At 67.3% G+C, this 18012-nt stretch carries 8 protein-coding genes; 2 read left to right on the top strand and 6 right to left on the bottom strand.

Translation table 11 applies throughout. From position 1 onward, the window contains the following. Nucleotides 1–255: 255 nt before the first annotated feature. From D7V88_RS25495 to D7V88_RS25480, 4 genes are all read right to left on the bottom strand, one after another. Nucleotides 256–1803, bottom strand: coding sequence for a hypothetical protein (locus D7V88_RS25495; protein ID WP_120543253.1), 1548 nt, complete (start codon nt 1801–1803; stop codon nt 256–258). Beyond that, on the bottom strand, nt 1791–4859 hold the full coding sequence (locus D7V88_RS25490; RefSeq protein ID WP_158625154.1) for a DEAD/DEAH box helicase: 3069 nt from the start codon (nt 4857–4859) through the stop codon (nt 1791–1793). Before D7V88_RS25490 ends, D7V88_RS25495 begins: the two co-directional genes overlap by 13 nt. A 239-nt stretch (nt 4860–5098) precedes the next feature. Then, nucleotides 5099–8941 carry a DUF2357 domain-containing protein gene (locus tag D7V88_RS25485; protein WP_158625153.1) on the bottom strand — a complete coding sequence of 1281 codons (3843 nt, stop codon included), beginning with the start codon at nt 8939–8941 and terminating at the stop codon, nt 5099–5101. Beyond that, on the bottom strand, nt 8938–11700 hold the full coding sequence (locus D7V88_RS25480; protein ID WP_158625152.1) for a DUF8727 domain-containing protein: 2763 nt from the start codon (nt 11698–11700) through the stop codon (nt 8938–8940). Before D7V88_RS25480 ends, D7V88_RS25485 begins: the two co-directional genes overlap by 4 nt. 379 nt (nt 11701–12079) lie before the next feature. Between D7V88_RS25480 and D7V88_RS25475 the strand changes: the two genes are divergently transcribed. Next, the gene (locus D7V88_RS25475) at nt 12080–14725 is read left to right on the top strand and encodes a hypothetical protein (RefSeq protein ID WP_120543249.1); all 2646 of its coding nucleotides are present in this window, start codon (nt 12080–12082) and stop codon (nt 14723–14725) included. Nucleotides 14726–14766: 41 nt separating this feature from the next. Here D7V88_RS25475 and D7V88_RS43130 read toward each other — a convergent pair whose 3' ends face one another. Beyond that, the gene (locus D7V88_RS43130) at nt 14767–14943 is read right to left on the bottom strand and encodes a hypothetical protein (protein WP_158625151.1); all 177 of its coding nucleotides are present in this window, start codon (nt 14941–14943) and stop codon (nt 14767–14769) included. A 63-nt stretch (nt 14944–15006) separates the two neighbouring features. On the opposite strand from D7V88_RS43130, the gene D7V88_RS25470 reads away from it, so the two are divergent. Next, entirely contained in the window at nt 15007–16431 is a 1425-nt protein-coding gene (locus D7V88_RS25470; RefSeq protein WP_158625150.1) for a sigma 54-interacting transcriptional regulator, read from the top strand. Here the strand turns inward: D7V88_RS25470 and D7V88_RS42660 are convergent, their stop codons facing one another. Further along, the gene (locus tag D7V88_RS42660) at nt 16432–17577 is read right to left on the bottom strand and encodes a HEPN domain-containing protein (RefSeq protein WP_147448865.1); all 1146 of its coding nucleotides are present in this window, start codon (nt 17575–17577) and stop codon (nt 16432–16434) included. It abuts the gene before it with no gap. Nucleotides 17578–18012: the final 435 nt, after the last annotated feature.

The following is an 18012-nucleotide window of genomic DNA, read 5'->3' as shown; positions in this document are numbered from 1 at the left end:
GCCGGACAGCCCCGGCCTTGAACTCTTCCGTGTAGCTGCGCCGGGGACGGCGCTCCTTCTTCACTTCCACCATGTCGGACACCGTATCCGCCTCTTCGTTGGTGTCCACTCAAGCGGATCATGCCCAGCCCTGGAAACACAGGGCCTACGGGGCTGACCCGTTTCGCGAGCACACGGCTTTCGACCGGTCTTGAGCGCCACGCTCACGCGGGGGCCGTCCCCGCACAGTGGAATGGCCCGGCGAACGCGTGGTGCCTATCCGTCCAGCCCCGCGCCCAGCGCCCACAGCAGCCGCGCGAGGAACTCGTCAGCCCGGTCCGGACTCATGCGCATCCTCTTCTTCGAGTGCGCGGCATCATTGCGCAGCTCAAGTAACTCAGCCAGCACCGTGAGCGCCATGGGCTCACGGGTGATGCTGCGGCCAAGCAGTGCCGCCAAGGCGTTTCGCTCGGGGGCCTCTCCGAGGAACAGGGGCAGCAACCAGAGGGAAATTGAACTGCCGGCGCCCTGCGGCCTGCCAAGCACCTCCGGGAGGGCCTTCAGATTCTTCAGGTTGTTGAGCAGATACGGTTGCGAAGGCTTCAGCGCATCCACGAGCCCTACATGGGAGAGCGCTCCGACATAGGCAGACTTGCTCGACCAGTGCACCTGCTGCTCGGCCCGAGACTCCTCCTTCGAGGCCCGCCAGCGCTCCGCCCAACGCTTCAGCGCGGGCAACGACTGGTCCGCCAGGAACCGAGCCAACCGCTCGAAGGCGTGCCCGAAAGCATCGACGGACTGGCGCATGAATGTGGGGTTCTGCTTCCACAAAAGGAACCAGCGATGCGCGTCTCGCAGCAGCTCCGCCAGCTCCGGTTCTCCCCAACCCTGGAAGAAATCCCCGGTGTGCGGGAGCTTTTCCCTCCAGCCCGCGCGGTGCCGCTTGATGAGCGCCTCAAGCGCGTCCATGTCCTGCAGCTTCGCGAGTTGGAGCACGATCGAGTGGTCGACCCGCACTTCGCGCTGGAGCACCTCGATCCGCTGCCAGGTGCTCGGCAGGTACTGACGGATCCACGTCCCCAGCTGCGAGGAAACAGGACGCTCGCTCTCGAGCGTCGGGACCCACTGGGGTTCGTGGAAGACGAGCGTGGCACGGCCTGTCAGACCTGGAACGACTTCGAGCAGCGCCCAGCAGGTCTTCACCTGCTCCACGCGTGCTGACTTCCCACTCTTCGCATCCCAATCCATGCGCAGCGCGGTCACTCGCGGCTCACGCTCCGAGTCCGTCACAGCGCCCCCCTCGCGGTGCGGAGAGCTCACGACCGCCGACATCCCCATGCGGACGGCGCGCCGTATCAACTCGGGCAGGCGCTCGGGCAGCTCGGGCCGCACCGGTTCCTCCAGCGGCAGCTCCGGATGCCCCCCGGCCTGTCGTTGCTGCAGCCGGGCCACGTGGCCGAGAACAAGCTCCGGAATCACGTCCTCCCGGTGGGGAGACAAGGCCACCCAGCCCACCTGCGGATCATCCAGCCCATCGCTCGCCTCCGGGGGAGCCAGCCAGCGGGAGATCGGCCCCCCCTGCTCGTGCACCCGGCCCATCGCCTGGAGGCCTCGAAGGGCCGAAGCCACCATGTCCACGGACACGTCTCCGAGGATTTCGGCCAGCTCCGCCTCGGTCCGTTCCCTCAGCCCCACGAGTTGGAGGACCGCCGATTCGAGGCGATCGAGCGACCGGGGTCGCGCGAACCGCGCCACGACACGGATCCACCGGGAGGGCAGTTCGATCCAGACGCGGCGGGTCTGGTACTGGCTCAGCGGATCCATGCGAGCACCTCCGAAGCAGGGATGATGGGCCTGAAGGACTGCCTGGCGCCTGCGTCCGAGATCAAGCCAAAGACCTTGCGCCATGGCGCGTTCGCGCGCCCACGCTGCTCCGCCGCGAGGGTCTCCGAGTCTCCTACGATGATGACCTGGGATTGTGCGCGTGAGATCGCCACGTTCGCCGAGCTCTCGTCCCTGAGGAACCCGATCTTCATCTTTCGCGTGCTCCGCGTGGTTGCGATGATGACCAGGGGGAACTCACGCCCCTGGGCACTGTGGACCGTGATGAGGTCGACAGCCTCTCTCAGCCACGAAGGCAGCCTCGCGAGGCGCTCCTCGAAGCGCTGGCGCTGCTGCGTGTAGAACGCAAGCACCGCGATGGGCGGCGCACCGTGTTTCACCCGCAGGGCGTCGAGCCGCTCCCGGGGGATGGCCTCCAGGAGCTTGAAGATGACGTCCTCTTCGTACGCGTTGAATTCAAGGCAGTCCTCGTCCTTGCCAGGCCGGTCCCTCGTGTCCACCCACATGACAGGCCGGTTGTCGAAGAGCCCGAGCGTCAGCTTGCGCTGCTCGGCCAACGCTCCCTCCCAGTAATGCCGGAGCTCGACCTCGGGCTCATAGAAGGCCATCGACACCAGACGCCCGATGTCCTCGTGCATGCGGAACTGCTTGTCGAGCGCGACGAAATTCTCCCCGGGGAGCCGCGCATGCAGCCAGGCGAACAGGGACGATTTCATGTCGACACGCGATTGGAGCTCGCCATCGAGTCCCCGCCAGAGCTGCTCCTCGACGTGCGGAGGAAGCTGCCGGTGGTCTCCCACGAGGATGACATGACGGCCCAACGCCATGGGAATCAGCACGTCGATTCCGGCGCGCGCGGCCTCATCCACGATGACGACATCGAAGAAGTCATCCTCCTCGCCCGTCGTATCCGCGGCAATCTGGCAGGTCGCGGCGGAGATCGGCGCGTGTTTGGACTGGAGCTCGTGGAACAGACCCGGCTCATCGCTCAGGGCGCGAATCCACTGGTCGAGCACGACCTCGTCGGTCCGGGTCAATTGCTCGAGTTGCGCGGCCACCAGCCGGAGCGCCTCATCACACCAGGCGAGACAATCGCGCTCGACGGAGCGCAACGCCTCCGCGTGCGCCGTGGGTGGACCCTCCGCCGGCGGGAGCGGCTCGGGAGGCACGGCCGTCTCCTGGAGCAGTCTGGCCACGCGCATGTGCAGCGACGCGCTCCAACCACAGCCCTCCCTCACCACCTGCTCGATGCGGGGCCGCAGCGCGAGCCAGGCATCGGTCTGAACCAGGAGCTCCTCGGGCAGGCGCTCCTGCCCGCTCACGGCGGCGTCCCGTGCCGCATCAAGCGCCGACAGCAGCGGGAGCAGGGGCGCCGGGTCCTCGCCCGGCGCCGGAATCGGCCCCTCGTACAACCGCTGGAGCGCGGCAGCGACCCCGGCGCCACCTGCCACCTGCGTCGGCGTGGAGCCCTCCGCGTCCCGGAGCGCGTCCAGACGCCGCGACAACGTCTGGATCTCCCGTTGATGGGACACCGTCAGATGACGCTCGAGTGCGGCATCCATCAACTCCTCAAATCGGGGCCTTGCCTCCTCCATCCCGGCATCCACGAGCGCTCGCCGGGCCATGAGGAGCTTTTCCCGCAGATCTCCCTGTGCGCGAATGCGCTGGAAGGTGTCACTGCCCTCGATTCGCGCCCGGGCCTTCCGCGCGATCTCCTGGCCCCTCAGCGCGCTCTTCTCCTTCAACGAGTCCTGCTCCTGCCGCTCCGCCGTCAGCACCCGGATCACCATGCCCTCCAGGCGGCTGAACGCGTTCTTCACGGCCTCGTTGTGCGCCCCGGCGATCAGGACCCGGAAGGGCCCCGAGGCCTCTTCCCGCCGCCCTCCGTAGCGGGCCCGAAGGTGATGGACGATCTCCACCAGCACCTCTGTCTTGCCGGTGCCCGGTGGCCCCTGGATCAACAACACATCGGGCAGCCGGGTGGCCTTCGCGATCGCCTCGACCTGCTTCGGCTCCAGCGACTTCTTGCCGCTCTGACGGAGGAAAGTCTCCAGCTTCGCGGTGACTCGCTGGACCCTGGATGGGTCCAGCAGGTACTCCAGGAGCCGGGGATTGGCGAACCTTCCCGTCTGGAGGCGGGCGAGGACCTTCGCACGGCGCTTGCGGGCAGCCGCTGATCCCTTGTTCTCGCGGGCCAGGATACGGCCGATACCCGGTGGACGATCCGCCTCCGACTCGAAGCTCAGACGCGCGAGGAGGCGCCCCTCCTCCTTGCGTTCGATGAAGCGCTCGAGAAGCGCTGGCCTTGGCGATTCATTCCCCGCCATGGCCGAGACCTGGACGGCGATGTTGAGCCTGCCGCCAAGGCGCATGCCGTCGCCGAGCCACTGCTCGACATCCGTTGTGTTGACGATCGCCACATCGAAGCCCTGCGAGTCCGAGGCCTCCATCTCGTTGAACTCGAGCGGGTGCGCATGGCGGCGATCGAAAAGCACCTGGTCGCGCTCGCGCTCGAGGCCTTCGTACTGCAGCCATGCCCGCAGGAGCTCCTGCGTCGGGGGCACGAGCGTGGTCAGGTCCGTGCGCGGAGCAGCTGACTCGGAGAAGGTGAGCACCGGCTCACGCTGTAGCGATATCAACCGCCCGGTCCTCAGCTCGGCGGTCCCCTTGGGGTCCTGGATGCTCTCCACGACAAGGCACTGCTGCCCGGGGACCCCTTCGATGCGCGCACGCAGGCGGCGCCGGTCATCGAGGATGAGATCCAGCCGCGGCGCACCTGACGCAGGCTCGATGGACAGCAGGGGGGCCTCCACCACCAGGACGGGCCTGCCACCACACTCGAAGGTCAGCGCCGTCCGGATGCCTGCCAAACGCTGCTGGCGCTCCGGTTCCGACACGCCTGGCCACAGCGCCTCCGGGAAGACGATGCCCACGGAGCCCTCGATGGCGGCCTGGAGGGAGGTCTGGACCAGCTCCAGCTCACCGGTCCACCGATCGCTCCGCTCCGCGTCCTGCTCGAGCCGGATGCGGAAGGCCACGGGGGGACTTGCCTGCAGGAGTGCCTGCCTCACGTCGCGCGCCAAGGCGGGGTACGGGAACGAGAGCGGCACCCCCTTCCCTTCCACATGGAAGGTGAGCTGGGGCCCATCGGAGACCTGACCCCAGCGGTGAAACCTGCCCTGGCCCGCTTCCGGAAGCGCACTCGCCGGACACCGGACCGGCCACGCACGGGTAAAGCCGATGTTCCAGTACAGGAAGTTCCGATGGGTGCTCATGCTCAATCCTCCAAGGCCCGGACGAGTGCGAGCCGTTGTCCACGAAGCGCGCTGCACACCACCTCGGTGAGCGTCTCGCCTTCTCCCAGCTTCAGCCGTGGCCGCATCGGCTTCCCCGCGTGCTCGAGCGCCGCGGCAGCCCTTTCGGCAATCACCGCCAGGCGCGTGGCCTCCACGGTCCCAGCGACCAGCCGCGGCTCCTTCACGCCAGGACGCAACCGCAAGAGTCCCAGCAGCACGGCCAGCGCCTCCGCGCAGAGGTCCGGGCCCACCCGCTCGGCGTGCCATTCCGTGGCGATCCGGCTCAACAGCTCCTCGCAGCCCTCCGCCAGCCGCGAGACGCCCTGCGCGGATAGATCCTGCACCGCCGAAGGCATCGACCAGAAGCCCGTGGAGAGGGCCCAGAGCGGCAGCTTGAGCGCCTGGGGCCGTGCCCCGTCACGCGGCGCGAGTTGCTCCACAAGCCAGTGCAGCGCCTCGGAGACGGCGCGCCTGTCTCCCGAGGTGAGCTGCCGGCCGATGGCCTCCAGGAGAAGCTGGGAGCCAGGCTCCTGGCGTGCGCGCTCCAGAAGGCTGGGGAGCAATGAAGTGGGTGCATCCCCACGAAGTGCCGAGAGCGACGAGAGCGCCGAGAGACGGAGCTTGTCCAGTTCCCCCTGGACGAGCGGATTCGACCAGAGCGAGGGCTTCGTCAATGGCGGGCTCTTCCGGGCGCCGCGCGAGGTTTCCTCCGGCAGCCCCGCGAACTCCAGGAGCAAGGGGAGCAGCTCATCCAGGGCGGAGCGGACGTGCGCAGGCGGTCCCGGAATGCGCGCGCTGGGCCACAGGTCCTTGATGCCCAGTGCCTCCGCCGAGCACTCACGAACCAGACTCCTCACCGACTCCACGAACGACTTCTTCTTTTCGTGGTTCTTCACGTCGACAATCACATTCCCCCGGAAGACCTCGCTGCTCCGTTTGCGCAGATCACGCGCGCCTTGGATGAGCAGCTTCGGATCGGAAGAGGGCGCGTCCCACCGAAGTCCCTCCGGGGCCGCCGGCGGCTCGTTATGGATTTCCCCCCGGGCATCGGGCGCGCCTGGCTCCCAGCGGAACTCGAGCGCGGTGAAGGGTGCAGGCCCGAGCGAGAGGACATGGACGCGGAAGGAATCCTCCGCGTAGTGGAAGTCCACCTCCAGCCGGACCTTTACGTCCTGCGTCAACGGGAAGCACTCGTGCTCGAGGGTGGCGATAAACCCCGCAGTGGCCTTGTCCGCGCTGCGCTCCCGCGAGAGCGGGAAGGCAATGCGGCGCTCGTTCCGTGGAAGCACGAGCACCTGGGCAATGGACAGCTGGACGCGCTCGCCCGGCCGGACCGGGCGGGCTCCATCCAGCAGTTCGAGCCACTGGGGCCCGCGCTCGGTGCGAATCTCCAACCGTAGGGGAGGAAGCGTGTCGCTCCAGGTGGGCTCACCGCGGCCACGACGCAGCAGCGATTCCTGGGCCCCCCGCGCGAGGGCCTCCGCCCCGCCCTCAAGGATCTCAAGCTGGCTCGGGCCGAAGCAGCGCTCCAACTCGGAGCGGATCCCTTCCTTGAGGAATGGCTGTCCGAAGGGTTCCCCCGCGAGGAGAACCATGAGGGGCCGGCCATTCACCTGGGCACGGAGACGCGCCGCTCCACCGCTGACCTCGATCGCGTTCAGCCAGCTCCGGAAGGCCGCCAACCATCCGGCCCCAGCCGCGGCGGGCTCCACATGGTGGCGCTCGACTCGCAGCCATCGGCTCCCGTCCTCCTGAAGCGGGATGAGCACCGGCCGCGCCGCAGCGTTGTCCACGAGCTCCGCCAGCAGTCCTCCCGAGGCCAGGCGCGTCGCGGCCTTCTGGAGAAGGGGCTCCTCCAGTGCATGCGCCGAGGCACGCTCGACCGCCCCACGGGCCACGGCCAACGACCAGGCCGAAACGGACGCCGCGGACGCCTCCGCCACGGGAGCAAGCGGAAGCGAGCGCCGCCAGACGAAGGGGTCTAACGCCGCGCTCTCCTCGTCGCGCAGCAGTTCCAGGTACGACACCGTGAGGCCGGGAGCCTGGGTGCTCAGGACGAGCACCGGCCGCGGGCCCGGAGTGACCGGAGTGCCCTGCCGGCGCCGCCACTCGAGCGCCGCCGCGACCGAGGAGGGCACGAAGAGCGCATCCGACTGGCGTGCGGGAAGCGCCTCGCGCAGCAGGCTCGCTCCCAGCTCATCCGTCCCATCCGGAACGGCCAGCGCAAGCGAGCCCCCCGCGGTGGGACCGGCTCCGGCCTTGAGGGCCACGCGGAAGAGGGCGGACATCATCTTCCTGCCCTCCTCGAACAGGCCGGGAGCGGTTCCAGCGCCAGTGAAGCGGGCGAGCACCTCGGAAACACCGAGGATCGGGGTGCTCCCCAGCAGGGACAGCCCCTCCCGTCCCACGAACCAGCTGCCCTCCGGACTCGCGCGGCCCAGGAGCGGAAGGTTTCTCCGCGCGGAGTTCTCCAGGGAGGACGCGACGCGAAGCCTGGGCGTGGAGAGGTCCCACCCCACGCACCGGCCCCTCGTTTCCTCCGCCGGGCCCTCCTCCGGCAACAGGAGAAACGCGGCCGCCTCCGGCTCGGGCCCCAGCCACCGCTCCACGAGCGCCTGGGCGACGTCCCGAAATCCTTCGGCGTCCGCGAGGAAGCTTAGCGACTCCTCTCCCCCATCGGTCTGGAGATGGACGCGCGCGGGGGCTCCCCGTCCAGGGAGCAGCGCTCCGGTCTCGTCGAGCGTGGCGGAGAGCAGGAAGGTCCGGGCCTCGGCCTGAGTCAGGACGGGAGCCCCAGACAGCAGGCGCTGCTCTACGCACCAGCCGGACGGGTCGAGCGCCTGGAACACGAAGAGTCCCACCCGATCCACGGAGGAAGCAGCCACCAGCGGCGTCTTCGGAATGATCAGCCCGAAGTCCGCGCCAGCCCGCCCCTCCAGTTCGATCCGCGCGGGCCCGTTCTCGAGGACGGCGTCCCTGCGTCCGGCCAGGGTCGCGAGCACGGTAGCGCCCAGCGCGGCCGTGAGTCGCGGATCCGCTCGCGCCCAGGCCTGCGCGGTGAGCGTGTCCCGTGAGCCAAGCCAACGAAAAGCTCGCCACGCACGCGAGTAGTCCGGATCCCCGAGCAACACGTTGTTGGGCTCCGGGCGGAGGGTCGGCGCTACACACGCCATCGGCGAGGACCCCAATTCCTGGAGGACCAGCCGGCGCATCCGCTGCAACCCCTGACGAAGGGCGGTCGCCTGGGAGTCGAACTCTCCCTGGCGGCACGCGTCGAGCCGCTGCCGGACGAGCCGCTCGAGCGCGACGAGGACCCGGAGCACGAGGCGATTCTCGGGGGTGTCGTGGTTGCGCTCGCGGACGACACCCAGAACCTGACGGGCGGACGCGCTTTTCTCGTGTGGGGTGACCCCCGGCTGACGCGCCAGCCAGGTGAGGCACTTCACGTCCTGCTCGCGGACCTTCTCCGGTTGCAGGCGGACACGCACCCTCTGGGGACGCCAGCGGGGCAAGGCCACGATCCGCTCCAGCGGCTCCACTGCAAGCTCGACACAGCGTGCGAATCCGTCGCGGGGCAGCGGCCAGCGCCCACTCCCGACGGCTTCACGGATGCAGAGGAGCGTCCCGGCGAGCGGAGTGGAGAGAGGCAACCCTGTGACCGCATCCAATTCGGCCGCGGCGGCAATCAGATGCTCGGCCAGGATGAGCGTGGCCCACCGGGCCCCGGCCGCATCCTGCCCGCCCCTCCGCACCTCGGAGGCGCGCCGCTCCAATTCATCCCGCTCGGGATGGATGGCGCACGGCCACGCGGCGGCGCTGCTCACTCCTCGCCCTCCCCCTCCAGGTACGTGGCGCTCGACCAGATGAACGCGCCCTGCGAGCGATCCCTGGACCGATCGAAGTCCCGCCGCAGGGCGGGAGCGTGGACCTCGAGCACCCTGGAGATCGAATCGAGGCATTCGCCTCCCGCCTGGCTGTCCAGTTCGATGCCCCGAAGCTTCGGCATGATCTTCTGGGCGAGCTGATCTTCCAGGGCGGTCTTCCACACCCGCTCGTCACCCAGCGCCCCCGGGTAGTTCGCCACGTAGCCCTCGACGGCCTGGAGCACGCGATGGCCGATGGCCCGGTTCACGTGAGCGAGCGCGTTGTTCAACTGCTCCAGCGCGCCTCCGATGGCGTCCCGTGCCTCGCCCGGGAGCGCTCCGGGCTCTCGGATCCAACCACTCCAGGTGGCGTGGCGCAGCACCTGGGCACGCGGGGTGACCGTCTGCAGGGAGTCGCGGCGCCTCAGTTGCCGGGGCCGCGGGAAGGAGAGCACGTTGCCGCGGTCGAGCACCATGTCCGAGAGGCTGTAGGTGCTCTCGTCCTCGTTCATGGTGCCGACGAAGAGCACGTTCTCCCCGAGCCGGATCCGCAGGGGCTCCACGCCCGCGCCAAGGTCCACCTGCACGCTTCGCTCGTCATCCGAGCCCGCCCCGCGACGGGACTCGAGCCGGCTCAGCAGCTCGCTGAAGTACAGCTCGAAGCGGGCGCGGTTCATCTCGTCCAGCAGCACGAGCAGCAGTCCGTCGGCGAAGCCCTCTTCGCCCGGCGGCTGCTGGCTCTGGTACAGCGCACGCACGAGGTCCGTGGTCCGGAAGCGGCCATCCATGTAGTTGAAGAAGCCGAAGAGGTCCTGCGGGCTGTCCCAGTTCGGCTGGACGGGCACGGACAGGAACCGGAGCCCGCCGCAGTGTGCATAGAGCCGGGGGAGCTCGGACTTGCCAGTGCCGCTCACCCCGGCGAGCGCGGTTAGCGGCGCCCACGAGGCGATCTTCAGCGAGGTATGGAAGGCCTTCATGAGACGGCGGGGAAACCGGAAGCCGGTCTTCTCGATGCGGTCCGTCACGTCATCCAGCCAGCGCTGCTCCTCGCGCACCTCCAATGCCCCGCGCCGGAGGGGAGCCTCCCAGTGCTTCTTGATGGGCTTGAGCCGCTCGTCCAGGTTGGTCGTCCGATCCTCAAGCCGCGTGCGCCGCTCGATGAGTGCGTCGAGCTCCGCCTTCTCGCGCTGGCGGTTCTCCGAGAAGCCCCGCTCCGCGATCTCGTTCGCCGCTTGCAGCGCGGCCTTCCTAGCGCCAAGCGCCTCCAGCTCGGGCTTCAACTCCGCGAGGTGGCGCTGGGCCTCATGTGCACGCCTTTCCAGCGCCGCCGTCGCCTCGCGCGTCCGCTCGGCCTGTGCCTCCAGCCCCGCCTTCTCACTGAGGAACTTCACGCGCTCCGTCGTGGCGGCGCCAAGCCTGGACTCGAGCAGCGTCTTCTCCTGCTCCAGACCTGCCACCTGACCATTGGCGGTCTTCAGATCCTGTTCAAGCCGTGACAGCCGCTGGGCATTCTCCGCTGCCACCCGCCTACGGACCGACTCCTCGGTGTTCTGCTCGACGAGATCGAGGTCTTGCTTGCGCTTCTGCAGCCAGGCGGTGAGCTGTTCCCGCTCGGTGAGCCGCGCCGCGAATGCTTTCTGTTCGTCCTCGTCCAGGCGCCGCTGCCTCGAATCTAGTTCCGCCTTCTTCGTCTGAAGGCTCTCCAACTGATTGCGCCAGCGCTCGCGCTCGGTTTCGATGCTGGCCTCGAGTTCCTGGACGCGCCGTTCCTTGTCGGCGAGTCCCGCTCGCAGCGCCATCAAGGTTTTCACTTGCTCATCCACAGTCCGACCCTGCTCCGCGATCCGCTTGTCCTTGTTGTTGCTGGCCTGCTCCAGCCGGCCGTTCTTGAACTGGATTTCGTCCTTTTCCTGGCGGAGTTGCTCAAGCTGCCTGATCAGCTCATCGTTCTGGGTGCGCAGCTTCGCGTCCGAGTGGAGGATCTGCTGGTTCCGCTCGTATGCCATGCGGACCAGCTCCATTTCGTCGAGCTGCTTCCGCAATGCGTCTCGCTCGACCTGGACCTGATAGGCATTCTCGAACTGGGCTGCCCGCGCGTCCAAGGCCTTGCGCCGGACCTCCAATTCCTCCTGTGAAATGTGGCCCTGGCTTGACTGAAGCCGCTTCAGTTCGAGGCTCAGCTCCTCTCGCTCCTTCTTGAGGACCACGCGCTCGTTCTCGAGTTCCTGGACCTGCTCGCGCAGTGCGCGAATGCGCTGGATCAGTTCCTCGATGGTTCCGGGCTTGTAGTCACGGACGAGCTTGCGCCGCTCCTCCATGGTGAACTGAAGGTCATCCGCCTGTTCGCGCAGCTCCTGGAGGCTCTTTTCCACCCGGCTGGTCACCCGCGCGAGATCCGCCTGAAGCTCTTCGTGCGACCGCTGGAGCTTCTTGCGGGCGTCCTCGCGCTCAACCTCAATCTGCTGCCGCGCCACCGCTTGGAAGCTGGCCACCGCCCCCTCGAGGGTGGTCCGGAACACCTCACCTTGGGCCGCGAGGGAGAACTCCTTCGCGATCTCGTCGAGCCGGGCCTGGAATTGCTTCTCGGAAGAGCGGGCTCCGCTCGTCCGCTCCTCGAGCGCGAGCTTCATGGACTCGACCTGCCCCCGGAGCGCCTCCAATCCTTTCTCCGACGCGCGCGCGACATCATCGATCAACTTGTGCAGGTCGGCGCCCTTCACGGAAGCCGCCTCGTCGCGTGTCTCGGAACCCTTCTCAGCAGTCATCCGCATCCCCCCGGCAGGAGTGAAGCCCACAGGTCCGCATCAATAGATATCGCGCCCTGGCTCCAGCCGTCGTCAGGCCAGGGCCGTTCCCCGCTTGCGCCGCATCGTCCCCCCATGCACCGCTAATGCCAGGCCGGTTCAACCTCAGCGGGCCCGGGGCATCCCTCTGCCGGCGAATCGCGGCCCAGGGCGTTCATGACCCAGCGGAGGGATTCTTGACTCGCCATCTGGCGAGCCGGACTCGCCAGATGGCGAAACTCATGCCGCCGTCCTCCCTGTGTGAGAGGGATTGGCAGCGTTGTTGCTAGAGTCCACAGTGACAAGGAGGAGCCGCATGATGGATTCGACGCCCGGATGGATCCTTCGCCTGACGACCACGGAGAACGGGAAGGAATACTCACTCGAGGAGCAGGGAGCGCCCCCCGTGCTCACGGGGAGACTGGGGAGCTCACTTGAGTCGAAGCTCTCGCTGCTCCGCGAGGAGCTGGCCCCCAGGCTCGCGGCCCGGCGAGCCGCGGGGGAGAAGTTGCGGCTCGCGTTGCCGGGCGAGGCGCTCCAACTCGCGATGGCCCTGGCGACCCTCGTGCCAGGAGGCTGGGATGAGCTCTCGCTCGCCACCGAGGTGACGTGCACCGATGAGCGGAGCTCCCCGCCCGATGGGAGCACGCAGACGGACTCCCGTGTCGGCTCCTCACCGCCATCCCTACGGGCCCCGACCCGGCCCGTGCCCCTCACCTACGCGAAGTCGCTCCACGATCTGGAGCTCGCCGCCTGCTGGTATGGCCGGGACGCACGACAGACCCGAGAAGCACGCGACGTCGTCCTTGGCTTCCCGGAGGCCCGTGCCGATGGCGGCGCCCGCGCCGAGCGCGTCCTCCAGCAGGGCGTGCGGACCCACGAGGAGTTGGAGAAGCTGGAGGTGCTCGCCAGGAAGCACGGCGCCGAGGCTCCAGAGACGCGGATGGCGCTCGAGGAAGCCGTGCGCAGGGTGTCCTGGTGGAAGGGGTTTCGCGAACGGGCAAACCGTACCCTCGCGCAAGCGTCCGCCGCCCGCGCGCGCCGGCAGGCCATGCCAGGCCCCCCTACCTCGACCGTCCGTCCAGGAGGCGCCGAGCACCAGATCCAGAGGCTGAAGCCCAGCTCCCGCTGGACGCTCCTCATCGACGAAGGAGGCGCCATTCCCGATGACGCGGCGGCACCGGCGCCAGGCCCCCGAGGGCGCTTCGTCGGCCTGCTCGTCCCGGAGCCGGCCCCCCTCGTGCCGCTGAAGCCCGGCTGGCACGCCATGGAGCAGCATGACCCCAGGGCCATCGACGCAGTCGTCCAGACTGTTCTCGATGCCCCTGTGGGAGTGCTCGGCATCGAGTTGGACGCCCTTCCCCCTTCACGCGCGAACCGCTGGGTCACCGGCGTGTTGGAGCTCATCCATTGGGTGTGCCGGCTGCTGCCCATGGACGGAGCCACCCACCTGACGGTCCTCATCGAACAGCGGGGCGAGTTCGTGGCGGGCACGAGCTGGCAGGCCGCGACGGCCGAGATGCTCCGGCATCTCGCCGAGCGGGAGCCAGAGCGGTACCGGCAGCTCGGGCTGAACCTGCGGCTCGTCAGGAAGGGCGACTCGGAACTCAACGGATATGTGGATGCCCTCGCGTTCACCTGGACCAGCACGGCCGGCGCGAGTCAGGCGCGGCTGAAACAGAGCCGGCTGCGTGAGGGATGTCTGCACGCCGGGAATGCCCACGAGCTGCGGAGGAGTTGGGAGGCCTTCGGGGGTGGCCACCCGCTTCCGGGCGAGCAGTGGCGTGGCCTCGTGCGGCAGCCGGACGCGGAGGTGCCCGGCGCCATCCCCCACCTCCTCCTCGCTCGCGTCCGGGAAGCCTGCCTCCGCGATCCCGGGTATTGGCAGGAGCTCCTCGACGCGGTGCGCGCCCACATGGAGAGCAAGGCTGTCCAACTGCGCGAGCTCGGCCGCGAAGTAGAGTTCCTCTCCTCGTGCATGCCCCAGGACCGCGCGCTCAAGCCGCTGTTGCGCCTGGCGTGGCTTACAGCCCGGTTGGAGAAGGCCAACCACTCCGGCGAGGTGGACAGCCAGCTCGACCGGGAGCTCGATGCGTTGGGGAGCCGGCTCCATGACGAGGCCCCCACTCTGGTGTGCCAGGCCGATCTGGATCGGGCCGTGCTCGCGACGAACCGGTTCGACTTCCCGGGGGCCACGCAGGCACTTTCCCGGTGGAAGGACACGGCACCAGCGATCCCGGGGCTCAGGCACTGGGGACGCATCCAGAGCTCTCTCGGCCAGCACGCCGCCTTCGCGGGCCTCCACGCCAAGGCGGAAGAACTGCTGGACTCCGCGCTGGAGGCCTTCGCGCGCCTGTCGGATGACGATGTCGCGCGGGCCGAGCAGTCCCAGACGGCTACCTATCTCGCCATCGTGACCATGGATACGCCTAGTGCGCCGCCCGAGCGGATCCGCGAGCGCGTCGCGTCGGTCGTCCCGCTCACTCCCGATTCCATCCAGCGGATGGCACGCGGTAGCGGAGCCCAGGAGAAGTTCGCCCACCACCTCATGCTGCGCTTCCTCGTCCTGCATGGCAGCCAGGACGAGCGTGGGGTCTACCTGGCGGAGCGAGAGGCTTGGAGGGTGCGGGAAGGACACCCCTGGCCCCTCATCGAACTCTACCGGGCGCTGCTGCTCCACGAAGCAGGTGCGCGGGAAGAGGCCGCATCACACCTCCTCACGGGGGTGGAGCTCGCTCTGGCCGGGGACCAGGGACCGACCCTGGCCTTCATCGGGCTCGTCATGGGGCTGGTGGGCATCCAGTTGGGCCTGCCGGCGAACTGGCCCATTCCCGACCTGACGCGGCTGCGCGGCGCACTGCCGTGCGCGCCATGGGGCCCCATCACCGAGGCCCTGGAAGGCCGCTGGACGCGCGGTCCCCTGGCGCTTCTCGAGCACGGTCTCCCCTTCAACTTCCGTTGACCCCACCCTCAAGCGCAGGAGGATGCATGCCCACCGCATCGTCACCCATCCACCGCCGGGTCCTGCTCCAGTTCGCCGGCGCTCAGCGAAATTCCCGAGGGAGGCGGCACCGCCCGGGCCTTGAGCTTTCCACCCGGAACATCACGGGCCATGGCCCCTTCGATGACGTGGTGGTGCTCTACAAGACGGAGGATGCCGCCGTGGAGCAGGTTGCCCATGAGCTGGTTGAAGACATCCAGCGGGAAAGACCTCGCTCCCGGAGCAAGCCCCTCGCCCTAGGCGTGGGGAGCACCTGGAAGGACCCCTCGCGCAGAAGCGAGGCCCAGAAGCCCATCCGCCAGTTCCTCGAGTCGTTCCTGCGGCAGTTTGGCTCCCGGCTCGCGACCACGGAGTTCTTCGTTTCGACCGTGACCGGGACGCCCGCGCAGTGGACGCAACTCCTTGAAGGACTCGAACAGGAAGGCGCGACGACCTCGCTGATCCGGCAGCGGAAGGAAGGCCACTTCGAGTTCCTCCGCATCCACCCCATGGAAGGCGTGGCCCAGCGACAGCCCCCCGAGCAGCAACTCCGGCTGCTCGGTACCTCCCCCTTCGCCTGGAACGTCCTGCTGACGGGGCCGACGGGGGTGGGCAAGTCGCACGCCGCGAAAGGGCTGCACGCGACCTGGACGAAGAACCTGGCACGGCCCGGAGCCTTCCAGCGCATCAACTGCGCGGGCATTCCCGCGGACCTGCTGGAGGCAGAGCTCTTCGGCCACCGAAAGGGCTCCTTCACTGGAGCCATCACCGACCGAGACGGCCTCTTCCGCTCCGCGGACCGTGGGACGGTCTTCCTCGACGAAGTCGGAGAGCTGCCTCTGGCGCTGCAAGCCAAGCTGCTCACCGCCATCGAACTGCAGAACGAGAAGGGACGATGGGTCCGCCGCATCCGGCCCGTGGGTGGAGAGGAAGAGTTCGGCGCGGATGTCCGGCTCGTGCTCGGCACCCATCGCAACCTCTGGGCGGAGGCATCCGCAGGCCGCTTCCGAGTCGACCTGCTCGGAAGGATCTCGACCCATGTGGTGGCCCTGCCCTCGCTGACCCAGGTCCGGCACCGGATCCTGGGCACCTACCTGGATCGCTTGGAGCAAATGGAGCGGTACGTCGCCCACCAGGCCGGTGGACCGGTGAGCTTCGTCCTCCACCGTGAAGCCCTGGATGCCGTCCAGGACTTCGCCCTCTCCGCTGAGAGCCAATGGACCTGGAACTACCGCGACGTGGAGCAGTCCGCTGAGCGGCTGGCGCTCCTGGCCTGGTCTCACAGACGAGGGAAGGCCAAACGCGTAGGAATTGGCATGGACATCGTGACGAAGGAGATTCACTTCCTTCAGGAGCGCTGGAGCTCGATGCCCGGAAATGGGGAGCGGGAGAAAGGCACCTGGGCGGACCTGGAAGAAGCCATGCGTGCTGGCGGAGTGGATTCGCTCTCGGAGCTCGAGCGATGGGAGACACGTTGGCTCCTCCAGGCCAGGCGAGCCACTCGAAACCAGGCGGACGCCTGGCGCTGGATACAAGAGCGCAACCTCTTGCCCTTCCACGGTGGGCGAGAGAAAGGAAATCCCACGGATTCATTCAAGAAACGATGGGATCGGTACGCCGAATACTGGAAGGAGGCGCTCAATCCCACCCCGCGTCAAGCGCTGCCCTCTTCCATCAAAGAGGACTGACTACACTCCCCATTTGAGATCGGCGAATAGCTTGCGGTGGTCTTCTTCACTCTGAAGATTGCCCTTCTTCACCCAACTCCACAGAGAGCCTGCAACCCAGGCCGTACGCACGGCAACGTCCCTGATGAAACGAAAATCGTCCAAGAGGTTTGATCCCCTGCCGTGCGCCACAGCACTTCGCGCCTCGTAGATCTTCTTCATGAAATGGTCATAGGCCTGCTTGCGCTCGTGCGGGTCAGAGTGCAGCAAGGCGTATCTCTCACCGAGGATGGCCCCGGGTCCTCCCCCACTCTCCCCGAGAAGGGCTTCCAATGCAATACCCAGAGCCAATACAGACTCTTGCTTGCTCGATGACCAATAAGCCCTCGCGTACCACTTCGCAGCGATCTTGAATCGCCTGGCGATGGGGCCCTGATCCGCCATGATTGCCACGACATTGGCCCGCCGCTCATCATTCTGAAGAAACACCTCCAGCGGCCACGGCTCCTCTCCGTACCAGTTATGCTGAACTCCGCGGTGCGCTTGCGACTGCATGTAGATCGAGGCGGAGAGCTCCTTCAGCACAGGCTCACAGGTTTTACCAATGCGCCCAAGCGCATGTCGGTCCACCTGAAGCCCTCTGAGTCCTGGACGAAAGGCACCTCCCCGTAGGCTAAAGAGCCCTTGAGCCTCCAGATCTGGCTCAAACAACAGGGACAGCTCAACAATGTCTTCGAATACCGACTCAGCAACCCTCCGGGCTCGCTCTCCGGCCGAAGACACTACGACCCCAATGACGACGGGTTGCTCCTGAGAGGACTCTATCGCAGAGAGGGCGCTCTCCTCGCACCACCAGACACCAGCATCCGCAAGCGTGACAGGAGCCCCATATTTCCCCTGTAGTATAGTCATCCACTCGCGACCCAACCGCCCCATTACAGCATTGCCGGCAACAATGGGTGGCCCCTTCCAGCCCACATGAGAGACTGGAAACGCAACCAGGCTTGGACCCGGGGACATTAGATGCTTGAGTCGCCTATCCAGCTCGTCCCGGACATGCTGCTCCCTCCCGTCCATGGGGAGCGTCGCAACCATTGATGCTACGATGCCCCAGACCTCTTCTTCGTCCCAGAGCACCCGAAAAGAGGCCTGCTTGAGCAGGCTCACGACGGCTGACTCGATTGCCTCCACACCTTGCTGTGTGAAACGAACAACCCGCTCGCTGTCGAATGGAATTAGTGCCTGTGCTGAGTAACGATGTACTTGCGAGCACCAGCCGTAGACCCAAGGCTTCTTGGAACCACGTGGTTCCAGTGTTCGCTCGGCCGCTGCGCGCCAGAGGAGTTCGGCGGGAGTCAGTGCGTTTTGCTTCCCCATCATTGCCTCGCACAAATGCAACTGGACGCTGCATGGAATGCGCAATACTATTTTCTTCACCGTCAGCCTTAACAAGCGGTCGCGAATCTCGCAAGACCTCTAGAGCGTCGAACAGGTTAGGTCACGCCGCGAGCTGGTAGCGCGCTGCGACCTCAAGGTTTTGGACGACCGCGAGTCGCCTGAGGTCAAAGAGGTTGCGGCGCGTGCCTCGATAACGGGCCTTTG

The sequence above is a fragment of the Corallococcus terminator genome, from assembly GCF_003611635.1.
Taxonomy (GTDB): Bacteria; Myxococcota; Myxococcia; order Myxococcales; family Myxococcaceae; genus Corallococcus; species Corallococcus terminator.
Note: the sequence above shows the minus strand (reverse complement) of the source record. Positions and strands in the feature narration are given on the sequence as shown.